Here is a 16,049-nt window from a genome sequence, read left to right as displayed (position 1 = left end):
TATGAAGTTTAAAAAAGTAGTCAGCTTTTTACACCTATGGCTCGGAGTTGTCTCCGGGCTTTTTGTGTTTTTGATCGCGCTGAGCGGCTGTATCTATACTTTCGCCGACGAGCTCAAACCCATTGTTTACCGTGAGCGCTTGTTTGTTACGCCAGAAAATAAGGAAAAACTACCCCTGACTCGGTTGCTGGGCATTGCCCAACATACGCTTGGGAAGGACAAGATCATCACCAGGATCGAGATAGGTAATTCCCCCGACCGTTCCGTGACATTCAGGTCGCAAAAGAATAATCCTGATGGATTGACCCACTGGGACTATTTTGAATATTATTACCGGGTATACATCAATCCATACTCCGGAAAGGTCATTTATGTTGAAGATTCAAAAAATGAGTTTTTTCAGCTTGTGCTTGCATTGCACATGCGAATGCTTTTCGGAGAAAAGGTAGGCCATTATGTTGTCGCATATTCAGTGCTCAGCTTTGTGATTGTGCTGCTCTCCGGTTTCTTTCTGTGGTTTCCCAAGAAATGGACGGCCAAAAGCATTAAGAATAATTTCACTGTTAAATGGAGCGCAAAATGGAAAAGACTCAATTATGACCTGCATCAGATACTTGGACTCTACGCATTTTTTGTACTGCTATTGACCGCGCTCACCGGGCTTGTCTGGGCATTTGACTGGATGCAGGATACTGTGCGTTTTGTTGCGAATGGAGGCAAGAATATAGAAAAGCCCGCCCTTTTGGTTTCAGATACATTGCAGCCACAAGCTGTTTCAGGATTGGATAAGGCATTCGTGACAACTGCCGCGCGCTATCCTGATGCGTATGCATACCTGGTATTATTACCTGCAAAAGCTGCATCTACAATCAATACTTTGGTCTATAAAAAAGCCTGGAATCGCTTCGACCGCCTGCTGATCGTATACGACCGGTATTCAGGAAAAATGCTTTCCAATACTTCCTTTCAAAACCTTAATAACGGCGATAAGGCCTATCAGCTCAATTTTGATCTGCATACGGGTGCATATATGGGTTTGTTTGGTAAAATGCTCTCATTCTTTGCGGCCTTGGTATGCTCCGCATTACCTGTCACCGGGTTTTACATCTGGTGGGGCAAAAGAAAAAAGGAGTCATCGGTCCGAAGCCGCGAAGCCCGGGCTAAACTCGTTTAACATAAATATGTAATATTCAGATAACGTAATAGCGACCCGGATAAAGATATTTACGGTCTTTGAACGTGTAAAATGATGTTTTGAATTAAATGTGAAATCACTCTTTGCATGGGAGCCTCTGCTCATGTCCGAAGAAAGGTCATATTTGATTGTCTGACTCTGGCAGCTTTAGTCCACTGCTATCAGCTATGATATTGGTATTTTGTAGACAACTGTCTGCGATCACAGGTGTGTGAGATGAGTAGCGGGCCAGGCGAAAGATATAAAGCAAGCTGTATATGAGACTTACAGGTCCTGGCATGAAAATAGCTGTTCTGGTTTTGACAATACCCGCATTCTGAAATTCATTCAATGTGGGCAGACAAATTTTAATTAAACATTAGCAAAATTGAAGAAGCATCACAATTCCCATATCAAAGCAGCATCGCTTACTATTCTTGTTTTCTTTGTCCTTACCATATGTTCATGTTCCAGAAGATTCACTTTTTCCGAATCTGTCATCGTTCCTGCTGCTCAGGGCCATGTGAAATCTAAAAAAGATAAGAATGACAATTATGCAGTAAATCTTTTGGTCAGAAACTTATCCGATCCTGCCAGACTTGTCGAATCCAGAAATACGTACGTGGTATGGCTCAATACAAGGAGTAACGGAGTGAAAAACCTGGGACAGCTCAAAAATGCATCTGGGCTCTTTTCAAAAAAATTGAAGAGTGAACTGAAAACTGCTACACCGTTCGAACCAACAGGTTTTTTTATAACTGCTGAAAATAAGGCGGATATCACTCACCCTAACGGACAGGTTATCCTGACAACAAAATAGGGTCAGTAAATTGATACATAACGCTTAACAGCAATGATAGAATTCGAGTTACAAGATTTCTGAGCCGGGCATTATTGAGTGATCTCACTTATAGGCCCAGATTATTTCAGATCGCACTGACTCTGCACTGATTTTTTCCAATTGAAGAACATTTGAATACATGGATCAACCAAACCGTAATGCTGACCCCAAAATAAATGAACATCTGGCCAACGAACGAACTTACCTGGCCTGGATCCGCACAGGAATCGGCATTATGGCGTTTGGCTTTGTAGTGGTTAAATTTTCTTTGTTCGTAAAGCAGATCGGGCTGGCTCTGGGAGCGCCTGTAAAGATTCCCCCCGGGGGCTATTCGGCTGCAATTGGGATAGTATTGGTAGTTATCGGAGTGATCTCAATTGTTTTATCATTTTTGCAGTACCGTAAAACTTATAGTCAGATCAATGGTGGTAACTATCTGCCTTCGACTTTACTGACGACGATTTTAACAAGTATCATCGTGTTGATCAGTATCGTGCTGGTGTTTTATCTGATGCAAAGTGTATGATGAACGCGTTTGAATTGCCTTAACTCATAGTCCATAGTTTATAATGATTCTGAAGCAGCAATAGCTCACAACTCGGTGGAATAGGTGAGACAATTTATTTGGATTATTCGCGTAACTTTGCCTGCGTCCGGCGAAATGATCACCGATAAACGTATAGACAAAGTTTGCATTTGCAATTCCAGGATTCTGTTAATGAGCGAGCCCACTTCCAACAAAGCAATATTTATAGCCGACGACGACAGCGATGATCGTTTTTTTATCAAAAATGCCATTACTTCTGCCAGGATACAGGCCGAAATAATTGAGGCTGAAAACGGAATTGAGCTGATTGCGATGCTCGAACATACCCAGCGAAAGGCCTCGCTGATCATTGTTGATATGAATATGCCAAAAATGAATGGCATGGAAACGGCGCTGATCATTCATAAGATTCCAGCTGCTATGGCCGTTCCAATAGTGATTATTTCTACCTCACCCAGTCAGCAACTAAAAGATGATGCACAACAGGCAGGGGTTTCAGCCGTATATAAAAAGCCGGATTCTATTCAGGAATTTGGACAGCTGATTGAGATAATACAAACAAAATTCTTACTTTAATCGAATAAAACCTGCTGACAACTCTATGGGTTACGGAGCTGATAAGTTAAATATGCCAACATTGCCTAAGGCGCAAACAGGTATTGATGGTTTGGATCAAATTACCTTTGGTGGTTTTCCACAGGGAAGGCCAACGCTGATCTGCGGTGGTGCCGGCTCAGGAAAGACATTGATGGCTATGGAGTTTTTGGTACATGGTGCCCGCAAATTCAATGAGCCGGGTGTGTTTGTTGCTTTTGAGGAGAAATCACAGGAACTGGCACAGAACGTGGCTTCCCTCGGATTTGATTTGAAACAGCTTGAACAGGATAAGCTGATCAAGATCGATCATGTGCATGTGGAGCGCAGTGAGATTGCTGAGACAGGAGAATATAATCTGGAAGGCCTTTTTATAAGATTGGGATATGCCATTGATAGTATTGGTGCTAAAAGGGTAGTTCTGGATACGCTTGAAAGCCTTTTCTCAGGTTTGGATAATCAGGCCATTCTGCGGGCTGAACTCAGGAGACTTTTTCAATGGCTCAAGGATAGGCAGGTAACTGCAGTCATTACCGGTGAACGAGGTGATGCCAGCCTGACACGGCAGGGACTGGAGGAATATGTCTCTGACTGCGTCATTCTTTTGGATCATCGCATAGAGAATAAAGTGTCTACTCGTTTACTGCGTATTGTCAAATACCGCGGAACCGTACATGGTACCAATGAATATCCATTTCTGATAGACGAGGAGGGCATATCAGTGCAACCCGTTACCTCCCTGATGCTCAACAATGAAGTATCTGAAATAAGGATTTCATCGGGAATACCCTCGTTGGATAAAATGCTGGGCGGTGAAGGATTTTTCGAAGGCAGCAGCATTCTGGTTTCCGGGACAGCCGGTACGGGTAAGACCAGTATTGCCGGTAATTTTGTAAACCAGGCATGCGTAGACGGAAGACGCTGCATCTTTTTTGCATTTGAGGAATCACCTCAGCAGATTGTCCGTAACATGCGATCAACAGGAATCGATCTGCAAACACATGTGGATGCAGGTCTGCTGCATTTTAGCGCCTCACGGCCTACATTTTACGGACTTGAACTTCATTTGCTGTCTATGATCAAGCTGGTGGAAAAAGTAAAACCACAGGTGGTGGTCGTTGACCCGATTACCAATCTGATTACGGTTGGGTCCAATAGCGAGGTGAAAAGTTTACTCACAAGACTGATTGATTATCTGCAGTCCAAACAGATCACGGTGATGTTTACGGCTTTGGCGCTGGTTGATAATAAATCAGAGCAAACCGATGAAGGCGTATCTTCGCTGGTCGATGCGTGGCTGCTGGTCAGAGATATCGAGTCCAACGGAGAACGAAACAGAGGACTATACGTCATGAAATCACGTGGGATGAAGCACTCCAATCAGGTAAGAGAATTTATCATCTCGGATGATGGAATAAAACTCGTTGATGTATTTTTAGGTCCTGACGGTGTATTGACCGGCTCAGCACGTCAAGCCCAGCAGCTCATTGAGAAAACCGGTGTGGCGATCCGCGATCATGCGGTATCACGTAAGGACAGAGAGATTGAACGGAAAAGGCTGGTTCTTCAATCCAAGATCGCTTCGCTTCAAGAGGAGTTTGAATCAATTCAGGAAGAACTCAATAAAACATATATTGAAGAAGAGCTCAAGAAAAGTATCATGGAAGAAAACAGACAAGAGCTCACTCAAAAAAGAGATATGCAATGATTGCTGATCAATTCAATAGTGAACCAACGCATGGACTATGGGAACTGAGGCTTTACATCGCCGGACAAACGCCCCGGTCGGTTGCAGCGCTTTCCAATTTGAAAAAGTATTGCGAAGAGCATTTGAAGGGTAAGTATACCATCGAAGTGATTGATTTGCTGGTGCATCCGCAACTGGCAGAGGGTGATCAGATTTTAGCTGTTCCGACTTTGGTTAAGAAAGTCCCTGAGCCAATTCGAAAGATTATTGGAGACTTATCAAATGAAGAAAAAGTGCTTGTTGGTCTGGATATTCGCTCGACTAATCTATTGCGATGAGCGCAGACGAATCTCACGCACAGGATCAGCATCACGACCCCGCTGACAGCCAGGCATTTGTGCTTCGGCTTTATGTTGCGGGTGCTTCGCCGAATTCAACCAGGGCGATTGTAAATCTGAAAGAAATTTGTGAGCGCTATCTCAGTGGGAATTATAGCTTGCAGATTATTGATGTGCACCAGGAAAAACATCAGGTTTTTGATCATCAGTTACTTGCTCTGCCGCTGCTGGTTAAAATCAGCCCCTATCCTGAAAGAAAATTAATAGGCGATATGTCTGATACGGCGAAAGTTTTACTGGGCTTGGGTATCACTACGGAATAGTGCCATAAATGAATAATAAAAAAACATACGAGCAGCTTCTGGAAGAAAACAGACAACTATCTGTGCAACTGGAAGAGCTGAACGATACCATCGAGGCGATCAGGACCGGACAGGTAGATGCGATCATTGTAAAGGATCCTGTCGCAGGTCAGCAATTGTATACGCTTAAATCAGCGGATCAAACCTACAGGATCTTCATTGAAAAAATGAATGAAGGCGCTGTGACCATCAATGCACAGGGTGTAGTACTTTATTGCAACTCTATGTTTGCTGAAATGGTGGGCATGTCCTTATCCGGCGTGGTAGGTACGCATCTGGAGTCTTTTATTGCTGAAGATTGCCAGTCCGATTTTGCAGATATGATCACATCCGGATGGACCAGCGATGTAAAAAGGGAGTTATCGATCATCAAGGCTGGCATCGGTATACCCTGCCAGTTGTCTGTCGCTACCCTCGAGCTGGATGGCCGTGAACTGTTGAGCGTCATTATCACAGACCTTTCATTCCAAAAACATACTCAGAAACTGCTACGGGAAAACAATACACGTCTCCAACAGACCAATGCGCAGCTGGAAGCGAGTAATCATGATCTGCAGCAATTTGCCTCTGTAGCCTCCCATGATTTGCAGGAACCTTTGCGGAAAATACTTATTTTCTCAAATCTTCTCGCAACAGCTTATGGTGAGCAAACAAATACGGAGATAAAGACTTATCTTGGGAAAATAACCTCATCTTCGTTACGGATGCGAAAAATGGTCGAGGATATTCTTAAATATTCCCGGCTTTCCGGTGGGCAAGTCAATCCGGAGCTGTTCGATCTGGGAGAAGTTATCAAAGAAATTGAAGAGGACTACGAAATTGTAATACAGGAAAAGCGGGTGCAGCTGGTGATCGGACCACTGCCTGAAATCGAAGGTAACCGCTCGCAGATCAAACAGGTATTTCAAAATCTGATTGGTAATTCGATCAAATTTGCCAGTCCTGACAAGGCACCCGTCATCAAGATTTTTGCTGAGTCTGGTCAGACAGCAGATGCCTTACCGGATCAATTGATGCATTGCATCGTTGTGGAGGACAATGGTATTGGTTTTGATATGCAATATCACGAAAAAATATTCTCCCTTTTTGAAAGGCTCAATACCAAGGAAAGCTACGAAGGCTCGGGTATCGGACTTTCAGTTACAAGAAAGATCATCGAAAAACATGCGGGTCACATCATGGCAGAAAGTCGGCTGGGAGCCGGAGCCAGATTCAGCATCCTGTTGCCATTGCATCAGAATTTGATTTCTTGATCTGAGCCCCAATCGCACCCAGCAACTCGCCTGAGACTATCTACAAAAGTGATTTGGCTATTTTGCCAACCTCTAGCAGCGAGGCAGATGCGTTGTCGATAAACAAAACTGCATGCGGGTGCTGGCGCATAATGGTTGATGGAAATTGTTGGTCAATGTTTTCGTTGATCGTGTTGTAGACTGCCTGGGCTTTTTTCTCACCGGGCACCATACAAAATACAAAAGCAGCTTTCATCAGCGTAGGAATCGTCAGCGTCAATGCAGCTTTTGGAACGCTGTCAAAATCAGGGAAACATCCGTCGTTTACTTGTTGCTGGCGGCAGGCCTGATCTAATTCTACCTGTTTCACGATCAAAGGATCATTAAAAAAAGCAACATGTGGATCATTGAATGCTAAATGACCATTTTCACCAATTCCCAAACACACGATGTCAATGGGATAGTCAAGTAAAAGCTGACTGTAACGCGCGCATTCTGCATCTACATCCTGTGCACTGCCGTTCAAGTAATGGACTGAGCGCAACGGCTTGTGGTCAAAGAGTCTGACCTTCAGAAAATGACCGAAGCTCTCTGCTGCATCCTGTGCCACACCTACATACTCGTCCATGTGAAATGCATTGATTCTCTCCCAGGCGATCCCGCTCTGTTGTTTTAAGACATCCAGAAATTCGTTTTGCGACGGCGCGGAGGCGAACACGATGTTGAGATAATCTTTTGTTTGCTGTAATTCTATGATTTTGTCTGCTACAGCATGTGCTGCTTGCGTGCCCATTTCCTGTCTTGATTCCAGGACTTGTATGTCTAATTTATCTGCTTGCATTTGAGTGCGTATTTAATAGTTACATGATGTTAAGGTGTAGTAATCCTGGCTGGACTTATGCCGTTTTTAAAACGCAAACCTAGCTCCAGCTACGCAGCTTGTGGCCTTTAATGGCATAAAACACCAGGTAAAGGTAGCAGGGAAAAAGCACCCAATACGCCTGCCGCACATCGAGCTGGTCAGCAAAATAGCCGTAAAATAATGGCATGATGGCATTGCCGCACAGGCCCATGATCATAATCGAGGCGCCCAGTTTGGTATATCTGCCCAGGTCATCCAGAGCCAGCGGCCATATGCCGGCCCACACCAATGAATTGGCAAGCCCAAGTAGCACCACAAACCATATAGAGATATCCGTTTGATGGCCAAGCAGGTCAACGGGTCCTTTCGCGAAAATGATCAGCAACGTAAAACAGGTACCCAGCAGGGTGCATACACGCAGCGCATTGACCTGACTGACCCATCTGGGAATAATTGTGATCCCGATCAGATAGCCACAAATCGTGCAGAAAAGCGTATAGGAGGGAAATACCTTTGCCTCCAGCAGATCAATGCCCATCGAATTGGCGTAGCCGATAATTGTATCAATGGCAATCACCTGTGTGCCTACGTGCAGGAAAATGGCAAGCGCGCCCAATATCAGGTGAGGGAATTGGAAAATGCTGGTCTTGTTGGCATTCGCACTGGCAATGTGCTCACTTTCCTGCTCGGTATCAATTTCAGGCAGAGGAGATTTGTATACGAGGATGCCCAGTACAAACAAGAAGGTGCCTAATGCAGCATAAGGTGTAATAACCCTGCGTATGAGCTCGTCTAATGCGGCGCTTCTATCCAGGTCAGTCATCGAGCCCAGTTGCGCGAAAAGTGTTGTGTCGGTAGGTTTGAGAATGACAGCCGCAAAGATGATAGGCGATAGTATGCCCGCGGCCTTGTTGCAGATCCCCATGATGCTGATGCGTTGTGCGGCACTTTGTTTAGGTCCGAGAATGGTAATATAAGGGTTTGCGGCAGTTTGCAGTATGGCCAGTCCGATCCCAATTGTAAAAAGGCCCAGCAGAAAGATTTCATACGTACGGCTCATTGCGGCAGGTACGAAAATGAAGGCACCCAGTGCCATCGCCCAGAACCCAAACATCATTCCCTTTTTGAAACCTACTTTTTTAAGTAAAAACGAGGAAGGGACTGACATGACGAAATAGGCAATATAAAATGCAAATGCCACCAGGTAAGCCTGAAAACTGCTCAGTTCACACGCAATTTTAAAATAGGGGATAAGGATGGAATTGACCCAGGAAATAAATCCAAATATAAAAAACATCACACCGATCAGCAGAATTGACAGGTTTGTTTCTTTTTTGGAAAGATCCTCAACTTTAATGGCAAGTGTCTCAGGTTTCATATTTTTTGCTCGTTGTGTTCTATGGGCTTTGGGACCGGGCGCATGTATTCCGCTTGACAGCATGCCGTAACCGGCCCATTTCGAAGTGGCATTGCTGTAATAAGATACATACCGGTCGGGGGCAGTGCCGTGTTTTATTTTTTTGCTGCTTTCTGCAGAACGCTCTCTAATGAAACACTTTTGCCACCCAGTCTTTTACTTTCATCGGCCGCTTCCATAAATGCATATATCTCTATGGTCTCTTCCGGCGCAACGGGCATCTGACCTGTCTGAAAGTAGGTAATGATCGCTTTAAGCAAAGGTTGATAGCCCTTGTATGGGCCTAAGATTTTGTTTCCGTCCTGGGTGAAGACAGTGCCGCCATAATCATGCTTCCCGGTTCTGGTTCCACGGAAGGTACCGGTGCGGCCATCTTTCCAAACCCCGACGACGACATCGGTATCAGGAGTATGGATCCTCGTCACAGTTTTGCATCCTGCACCCATGGCGGTAAACAAAGTCTCCACACCGTGAATACCGTACCAGAAAAAATCCGGATGTGTTTTTTCAAGCACGGCAGGGCTGAAAGTATCTGCACCCAGTACCTTTGCTTTATCGATGGCTTCGATGCCTGTAATATACCTCAATGAAGATGCAGAAAAGAACGGAACGCTGTATTTTTTTGATGCTTCATATATAGCAAGTGCATCGGATAGGGATCCTGCTACCGGCTTATCAATAAATACACGTTTGCCTGATTTGAAAACCTGCAGTGCCTGTCGCAGATGTAGTCTGCCGTCATTTGTTTCAAGCATGATCACATCGGTTTTGCTCAGTAGCTCTTCAATAGAATCTGCAATCTGCACACCGAGTGCCTGCACCTGCTGGATGTAGTCAGGGATCCGTTTGGCGCTCGATTCGATTTCTTTACTACCATAAGGATAAGCGGCTACCACTTTGTAGCCATCATAGACTGCATCGGGTGAATCTGCATTGAGCGCTTTTACAAATGCGATACTGTGCGAAGTGTCAAGCCCGATGATACCGACTCGTTTGCCAGCCAGAGGTTGTGCTAACAGTTGGCCTGTATGAGCAAGTGCCAGACCTGTGCCGGCTGCTACTGATGTGAGAAGAAATGCACGTCTGCTAAAAGGCTGCATAAATAGGAAAGATAAGGCTGTGTTTAGGAATAGTCGTGATCACGAAAATTTCGTGTACGTACCCGCAAATATATCAACATATTTTGACGTACAAAATTTGTTTTGCTTAAATGACACAAAATTGTAAAAATATAGAGGTGTGAAGTGCTTTTAGCGAACTATTTATGATGTATATACTAAATTTTGTTGGTTGGGTTGTATGACCTAACATGTAGGTTACATGATGAGTAAAAGCCATGGAGCAGGCAATGCTTTTTGATTACATGTATATATACTGCATTAATAGGTGCCGGGTAGCATCAATGTAGCAGTACATTTTGCTTTTAGCAAACAGGCGGGTTGCATGAATTTTAGCATGCTCATCATCAACAACATCAACCTAAGGATAGTCATCTGTCCTTGGGTTGGATTGCATACAATAATTTGTATTCAGGGACACGGTCTATCTCAGCAGTCTACGGTCTGCTCATTCATTACTGATTGTGACGACCTGTTCAGAACTTAATTCTGTCTTTATATATCTAGTCATACCTATAACCTTGCCATAAGTATGCATTGTAAAATTTTGTATTAAAAAATTGCGAAGTTTATTGGTAATAATATTTTCTGTATATATTTGCGTTTACGTACACGAAGACAAATTGTAAAGTCATTCAAATTTTGATTCTGAAATAGCTGCGCTTAATGCGTATTCCGAATAATTGAAGCTATAGCTACTATCACTTTATCAAATTGCCAAAACATACCTGATATCCGAACCATCGAGGTTTTAATTATTTAAAGTAAGCCATAAAGGGCTCAATGTACAATTTTTACGTGTACGTACACTTATAGCCGCATCTGTATTAAATTTTTAGCAAACATGATCTAAGTAAAACCCTTATGAAAAAACGTCGATGTACTGAGAAGTTTGCTGTGCTACTGCTGCTGATGCTTTTTGTTTTTAAAAGTGGATGGCTGAGCGCGCAGGGATCCGTTGAAGTGAAAGGTGTTATCAAGGATGAGCGTTCGGGTGAAGTGATCCCCGGCGCAAACGTGCTCATTAAAGGAAGTTCGACGGGAACCTCCAGCGATAAAGACGGCAGGTTTAGTATATCCGCCGCCGCAAGCGACATACTGGTGTTCTCATTTGTCGGATATGAATCGCATCAGGAGCCGGTAAACAACAGGACTGATCTGCAGATTGCGCTGAAAGTTTCGGATGCAGGCCTGGATGAGGTGCTGGTGGTCGGGTATGGATCGGTACGTAAAACCGATTTGACCGGATCTGTCAGTCAGGTTAAAATAGAAGATCTGGTAAAGGCGCCTGTTACTTCATTTTCCGATGCACTGGCAGGTCGTGTGGCTGGTGTACGTGTATCTTCCAATGATGGTCAGCCTGGTTCTGCACCCAATATTATTATACGTGGTGCCAACTCACTTACCCAGAATAATTCGCCCTTATATGTGATTGATGGCTTTCCGGTTGAAAATCCAAATAATGCGGCGATCAACCCGGATGAAATCGAGTCGATGAACATTTTGAAGGATGCATCGGCCACTGCTATTTACGGCTCAAGAGCAGCAAATGGGGTGATCGTAATCCAAACCAAGAGAGGAAAGAGTGGCAAACCAGTTATTACCCTGAATTCTTCCTATGGCTTTCAGGAAGTACGCAAAACGATTGATATGATGAATCCCTATGAATTCATCAAATACCAGTATGAGCGCAGGCCCGAGGTTACGGCGCAGAAATATTTTACAGACGGACGAGATCTGGAATTCTACCGAAATGAGCAAGCAGTGGACTGGCAGGATGAAGTGCTTCGCAAAGGGGCGATGTCTATCAACAATATTGCTATCAGAGGAGGAACAGATAAAACGCAATATGCCGTATCCGGTTCATTTGTTGACCAGAAAGGCGTGGTAACCAATACCAAGTATGGGCGTTACCAGGGCCGGTTTACCATTGACCAGGAAATTAACAGCAAGGTTAAAACCGGTTTGACGGTTAACTATAGCAAGATGAATACATTCGGTCAGCCGGTGGCTTCCAATCCGGCATCCAACTCCATGTCCACGTATTTGTGGTTCAGGGTATGGGCTTACCGTCCGCTTTCAGGAAACGGATATAATCTTGTTGAAGAAATTGCAGACCCGGATAATATCACCGCCTCTGACGTTCGTCTTAATCCGCTGATCACAGTTAGAAACGATTATACCAAAGACGTCTCAACTGACCTGACCGCCAATGCCTATCTGAGCTTTAATATTACGGATTATCTCACGCTGAGATTGACCGGAATTGCCAATAGCCGACTGAGCAGGGCCGATCGTTATTACAATTCGAACACACCGCAGGGCAGCCCGCTGAATCCGAACAATTTGCGGGGTGTCAACGGATCGGTCAGTTATGCAGAAGCCAATGTAATGTCAAGTGAAAATACATTGACCTATAACAAAGATTTTTCATCCCAAAGCAATTTGAATCTGGTAGGCGGGCTATCTTTTCAAAAGTCAAGATCGGAAGGCTACGGCTATGCCGCACAAAATTTGCCAAACGAATCACTGGTCATGAGTGGTCTAGACGAAGGCGTTCCTTTTTCAGGAAGTGCTTATTCGGGTCAGAATACACTTGCTTCCTTTTTCGGCCGTGCCAATTATAACTACCAATCCAAATACCTGCTCACCGTTACGTTTCGCGGTGACGGATCCTCGAAGTTTGCGCCGAAAAACCGCTGGGGCTACTTCCCGTCCGCAGCCGTCGCCTGGAATATGTCCAATGAAAATTTCATGAAGTCGCTCACTTCGATTTCCAATTCAAAACTCAGATTCAGCTATGGGATTACCGGAAACAACCGGGTAGGGGATTTTGACTGGACAGAGCGGTTAACCCAGACAATCAATGGTTATTCCTATGATAATGCTACGCCTACCGCAGCGATCAATCCGGCAAATATCGCTAATGGCGACCTGAGATGGGAAAAAACAACCCAGACCGATATTGGCTATGACCTTGGGCTGTTTGGCAACAGAGTTGAACTGACTGTGGACCTGTACCGGAAAGTGACAAATGATCTGCTTTTGCGCGCGGATTTACCGCCTACAACCGGCTTTGGTTCCGCTTTCAAAAATATTGGCAAACTCAAAAATGAAGGAATTGAGTTCAGCGTGAGTACGGTCAATATTGCTGCAAAGAATTTCAGCTGGCGCAGCAGTTTTAATATCAGTTTTAACAAAAATACAATACTTGAACTGACACAGGGCCAGCAGCTCTTGCAAAACGCAGTTTCATTTGAATCGCAGTTCTCCTCTCCGTTGTATGTGTCTGCCATCGGCCAGCCTGCGGGTATGTTTTACGGCTATGTTTTTGACGGTGTGTACCAATACGCAGACTTCAATAATCCTGCACCGGGCACCTATGTGTTGAAAAATGAAATTCCAACCAATGGTAATACCCGAAATACGATTCAGCCGGGTGATATCAAATACCGGGATGCCAATGGAGATGGTGTGGTCAACAGTCAGGATATGATGGTGATCGGCCGCGGACAGCCGATTCACACAGGTGGTTTTTCAAACAACTTTGTCTACAAGGGATTTAGTTTGAATGCGTTTCTGCAGTGGTCTTATGGTAACCAGATCTACAATGCAAACCGTCTGACTTTTGAAGGCAACAGCAACGCCCGTCACGAGTTAAATCAATACGCCAGCTATAGCAACCGCTGGTCGCCGGAGAATCAAACCAATAAAAATTACAGAACCGGAGGGCACGGACCAATTGGTTACCACTCTTCCCGTGTCTTGGAAGATGGCTCCTATCTGCGTTTGAAAACCGTTTCATTGGGCTACAGTATCCCTAAACGATTGGTCAGTAAACTGGCTGTGTCTGATATCACGCTGAATTTGTCAGGGCAGAATCTGTTGACATGGACCAGGTATACAGGTCTGGATCCGGAAGTCTCTGCGCGGAATTCGGTATTGACGCCAGGCTTTGACTTCTCGGCCTATCCACAAGCAAGAACGGTCATGTTTGGCATCAACGCTACATTTTAAACCAATCATCGCATCAAGTTCATGAAAAAGATATATTATTTACTGATCCTGGGATTCACGCTCACTCTGAGTTCATGTAATGAGTTCCTGTCTACGACGCCTACAGATTTTCTGGCTCCTGCCAATTACTATCAGTCTGAAGCAGAGCTGGAAGCAGCCAAGGCAGGCGTATACAATATTCTTTCCCATGTAGGATTGTACCGCAGCGGAATTGTTTACCTGAATGGCTTTGAAGCGGATGAGGCCTATATCAACAGGCCCACATTGATCAACTATCCGTTTACCTACGACTACACAGCGACCAATACGACCATTGAGGCTTTTTGGACGGGATGTTACAGCGGTATATCAAGAGCTAATCTGCTTTTGCAGAATATCGACAATAACCAGGCTATAAAAATAGAGGTCAGAGACAGAATTCGAGGAGAAGTATTGTTTCTGAGAGGGTTTTATCATTTCCTGCTCGTACAAAGTTTTGGTGGTGTACCGGTTCTGACACAGCCCACTTCATCTGTGGATGCGGTGGAAGTGCCACGGGCTTCTGTGAAGGAAGTATATGATCAGGTGATCAAAGACATGACAGAAGCAGAAGCACTTGTTGCTGCTATTCAGGTAGGCGGCTCATCCGGCCGGGTCAATAAGTCTGCCGTAAGGGGTTTGCTGGCAAGAGTAAATATGCACATGGCCGGAAGCCCTTTAAATGATGCAAGCAAATACGAGGAAGCCAGGAAATGGTGTAAGATGGTCATCGACGACGCTGCGGCAGCCCATCAGCTCAATCCCAAATATTCGGATATTTTCATCAAAATTGCCAGGGATGAGTATGACCTTAAAGAAAGTATTTGGGAAGCAGAATTCTGGGGCAATAGCTTTGATGCTTATTCTATGGCTGGAAATAATGCACGTATCAACGGCCCTTCATCTGCAAATCCGAACACGGGTACCAGTGTGGCTTATCTGAATGTTACCGGTAAGCTTTACAATGCTTTCGAATCCGCAGATCTGCGCAAATACTGGAGCATTCCGAATTTCACGTATAACACGACTGGGGAAAGGGGAGCAAAAACATTTGTAGCTGAGCCTACTCAGGCAGGTGTGTATCTCAAAAATACAGGCAAGTATCGACGTGAATATGAAACACTACTGCCGCAAAATGCTAATTCAAGTCCTCAGAACTGGCCGATCCTGCGCTATGCTGACATCCTGCTCATGTATGCCGAAGCCATCAATCAAATCAACGGACCGACCCAGGAAGCCATTCAGGCAGTCAATCAGGTCAGGCGCCGTGCCTGGTCGACGGGCATTAAATCAGTGACTGTTTCAAATGCAGGTGCGGGGTATACGAGTGCGCCTACCGTGTTGATCAGTGGCGGATCCGATGCGCAGGCGACAGCCACCATTGCAGATGGCAAGGTAACTGGGATTGTATTTGCACCAGATGCGGTGACGGGTGTGAAAAACGGAAGTTTTACGGCTGTGCCTAGCATTAGTTTTAGTGGCGGAGGCGGAAGTGGTGCTATGGCAACGGCCACTATTTTCTCTGCCGCAGAGGCTGATATGCCTGCGGGCGCGACCACTTCAAAAGAAAGTTTTCTCCGCTTTATTCAGGACGAAAGACTGCGTGAATTCAATCAGGAAGGTCTTCGCAAACACGATCTGATCCGTTGGGGCATTTTTGTGCAGGCCATGCGTCAGGTAGCAGACGACATTATGCGGGATGTAGGTACGCCAACCTATTTGGAACGTTTTCGTGCTGTAAGCGACCGCCACAATGTCTGGCCGATACCAACGAAAGAATTGACCCTGAACCGGGCTATGGTTCAGAATGAAGGCTGGAATTAATGAACGCTCAAACGAACA

General features: G+C 44.9%; 13 protein-coding genes. 10 read left to right on the top strand and 3 right to left on the bottom strand.

The features are described from left to right. The first annotated feature begins 1 nt into the window (after position 1). The 8 genes from AC1XUE_RS14255 to AC1XUE_RS14220 all read left to right on the top strand — a co-directional run bounded on the left by AC1XUE_RS14255 (position 2) and on the right by AC1XUE_RS14220 (position 6,796). The gene (locus AC1XUE_RS14255) at positions 2 to 1,174 is read left to right on the top strand and encodes a PepSY-associated TM helix domain-containing protein (RefSeq protein ID WP_483356652.1); all 1,173 of its coding nucleotides are present in this window, start codon (positions 2 to 4) and stop codon (positions 1,172 to 1,174) included. A 388-nt stretch (positions 1,175 to 1,562) separates the two neighbouring features. Beyond that, positions 1,563 to 1,994: a hypothetical protein gene (locus tag AC1XUE_RS14250; RefSeq protein ID WP_483356651.1), complete on the top strand. Its 432-nt coding sequence runs from the start codon at positions 1,563 to 1,565 to the stop codon at positions 1,992 to 1,994. 160 nt (positions 1,995 to 2,154) lie between these two features. Beyond that, complete coding sequence (locus AC1XUE_RS14245; protein WP_483356650.1) at positions 2,155 to 2,541, top strand: YidH family protein; 387 nt, start codon at positions 2,155 to 2,157, stop codon at positions 2,539 to 2,541. An 84-nt stretch (positions 2,542 to 2,625) separates the two neighbouring features. Continuing rightward, complete coding sequence (locus tag AC1XUE_RS14240) at positions 2,626 to 3,138, top strand: response regulator (RefSeq protein ID WP_483356649.1); 513 nt, start codon at positions 2,626 to 2,628, stop codon at positions 3,136 to 3,138. Between the two features lie 25 nt (positions 3,139 to 3,163). Continuing rightward, on the top strand, positions 3,164 to 4,864 hold the full coding sequence (gene kaiC / locus AC1XUE_RS14235) for a circadian clock protein KaiC (protein WP_483356648.1): 1,701 nt from the start codon (positions 3,164 to 3,166) through the stop codon (positions 4,862 to 4,864). Beyond that, positions 4,861 to 5,181: a circadian clock KaiB family protein gene (locus tag AC1XUE_RS14230; RefSeq protein WP_483356647.1), complete on the top strand. Its 321-nt coding sequence runs from the start codon at positions 4,861 to 4,863 to the stop codon at positions 5,179 to 5,181. The genes kaiC and AC1XUE_RS14230 overlap by 4 nt, the downstream gene beginning before the upstream one ends. Beyond that, positions 5,178 to 5,504: a circadian clock KaiB family protein gene (locus AC1XUE_RS14225; RefSeq protein WP_483356646.1), complete on the top strand. Its 327-nt coding sequence runs from the start codon at positions 5,178 to 5,180 to the stop codon at positions 5,502 to 5,504. Before AC1XUE_RS14230 ends, AC1XUE_RS14225 begins: the two co-directional genes overlap by 4 nt. 8 nt (positions 5,505 to 5,512) lie before the next feature. Then, the gene (locus tag AC1XUE_RS14220; RefSeq protein WP_483356645.1) at positions 5,513 to 6,796 is read left to right on the top strand and encodes a sensor histidine kinase; all 1,284 of its coding nucleotides are present in this window, start codon (positions 5,513 to 5,515) and stop codon (positions 6,794 to 6,796) included. A 40-nt stretch (positions 6,797 to 6,836) separates the two neighbouring features. On the opposite strand, the gene AC1XUE_RS14215 is transcribed toward AC1XUE_RS14220, so the two are convergent. The 3 genes from AC1XUE_RS14215 to AC1XUE_RS14205 form a co-directional block, all read right to left on the bottom strand. Further along, positions 6,837 to 7,616 carry a glucosamine-6-phosphate deaminase gene (locus AC1XUE_RS14215; protein ID WP_483356644.1) on the bottom strand — a complete coding sequence of 260 codons (780 nt, stop codon included), beginning with the start codon at positions 7,614 to 7,616 and terminating at the stop codon, positions 6,837 to 6,839. Between the two features lie 79 nt (positions 7,617 to 7,695). Next, positions 7,696 to 9,015: a sugar MFS transporter gene (locus AC1XUE_RS14210; protein WP_483356643.1), complete on the bottom strand. Its 1,320-nt coding sequence runs from the start codon at positions 9,013 to 9,015 to the stop codon at positions 7,696 to 7,698. A 134-nt stretch (positions 9,016 to 9,149) separates the two neighbouring features. Beyond that, positions 9,150 to 10,154 carry a Gfo/Idh/MocA family protein gene (locus AC1XUE_RS14205; protein WP_483356642.1) on the bottom strand — a complete coding sequence of 335 codons (1,005 nt, stop codon included), beginning with the start codon at positions 10,152 to 10,154 and terminating at the stop codon, positions 9,150 to 9,152. 882 nt (positions 10,155 to 11,036) lie between these two features. Here AC1XUE_RS14205 and AC1XUE_RS14200 point away from each other — a divergent pair. Both AC1XUE_RS14200 and AC1XUE_RS14195 read left to right on the top strand, forming a co-directional pair. Continuing rightward, positions 11,037 to 14,189 carry a SusC/RagA family TonB-linked outer membrane protein gene (locus AC1XUE_RS14200; protein WP_483356641.1) on the top strand — a complete coding sequence of 1,051 codons (3,153 nt, stop codon included), beginning with the start codon at positions 11,037 to 11,039 and terminating at the stop codon, positions 14,187 to 14,189. A 21-nt stretch (positions 14,190 to 14,210) separates the two neighbouring features. After that, positions 14,211 to 16,031 (top strand): RagB/SusD family nutrient uptake outer membrane protein, encoded by a 1,821-nt coding sequence (locus AC1XUE_RS14195; RefSeq protein WP_483356640.1) that lies wholly within the window; start codon positions 14,211 to 14,213, stop codon positions 16,029 to 16,031. Positions 16,032 to 16,049: the final 18 nt, after the last annotated feature.

Source organism: Dyadobacter sp. HNCC25DJ187 (assembly GCF_056895255.1).
Note: the sequence above shows the minus strand (reverse complement) of the source record. Positions and strands in the feature narration are given on the sequence as shown.

Bases quoted from the DNA above. Each gene is read 5' to 3' on its own strand.
- AC1XUE_RS14225 (WP_483356646.1), top strand. From the start codon at position 5,178: ATGAGCGCAGACGAATCTCACGCACAGGATCAGCATCACGACCCCGCT.
- AC1XUE_RS14220 (WP_483356645.1), top strand. From the start codon at position 5,513: ATGAATAATAAAAAAACATACGAGCAGCTTCTGGAAGAAAACAGACAA.
- kaiC (WP_483356648.1), top strand. From the start codon at position 3,164: ATGGGTTACGGAGCTGATAAGTTAAATATGCCAACATTGCCTAAGGCG.
- AC1XUE_RS14200 (WP_483356641.1), top strand. From the start codon at position 11,037: ATGAAAAAACGTCGATGTACTGAGAAGTTTGCTGTGCTACTGCTGCTG.
- AC1XUE_RS14255 (WP_483356652.1), top strand. From the start codon at position 2: ATGAAGTTTAAAAAAGTAGTCAGCTTTTTACACCTATGGCTCGGAGTT.
- AC1XUE_RS14245 (WP_483356650.1), top strand. From the start codon at position 2,155: ATGGATCAACCAAACCGTAATGCTGACCCCAAAATAAATGAACATCTG.
- AC1XUE_RS14230 (WP_483356647.1), top strand. From the start codon at position 4,861: ATGATTGCTGATCAATTCAATAGTGAACCAACGCATGGACTATGGGAA.
- AC1XUE_RS14195 (WP_483356640.1), top strand. From the start codon at position 14,211: ATGAAAAAGATATATTATTTACTGATCCTGGGATTCACGCTCACTCTG.
- AC1XUE_RS14215 (WP_483356644.1), bottom strand. From the start codon at position 7,616: ATGCAAGCAGATAAATTAGACATACAAGTCCTGGAATCAAGACAGGAA.
- AC1XUE_RS14210 (WP_483356643.1), bottom strand. From the start codon at position 9,015: ATGAAACCTGAGACACTTGCCATTAAAGTTGAGGATCTTTCCAAAAAA.
- AC1XUE_RS14205 (WP_483356642.1), bottom strand. From the start codon at position 10,154: ATGCAGCCTTTTAGCAGACGTGCATTTCTTCTCACATCAGTAGCAGCC.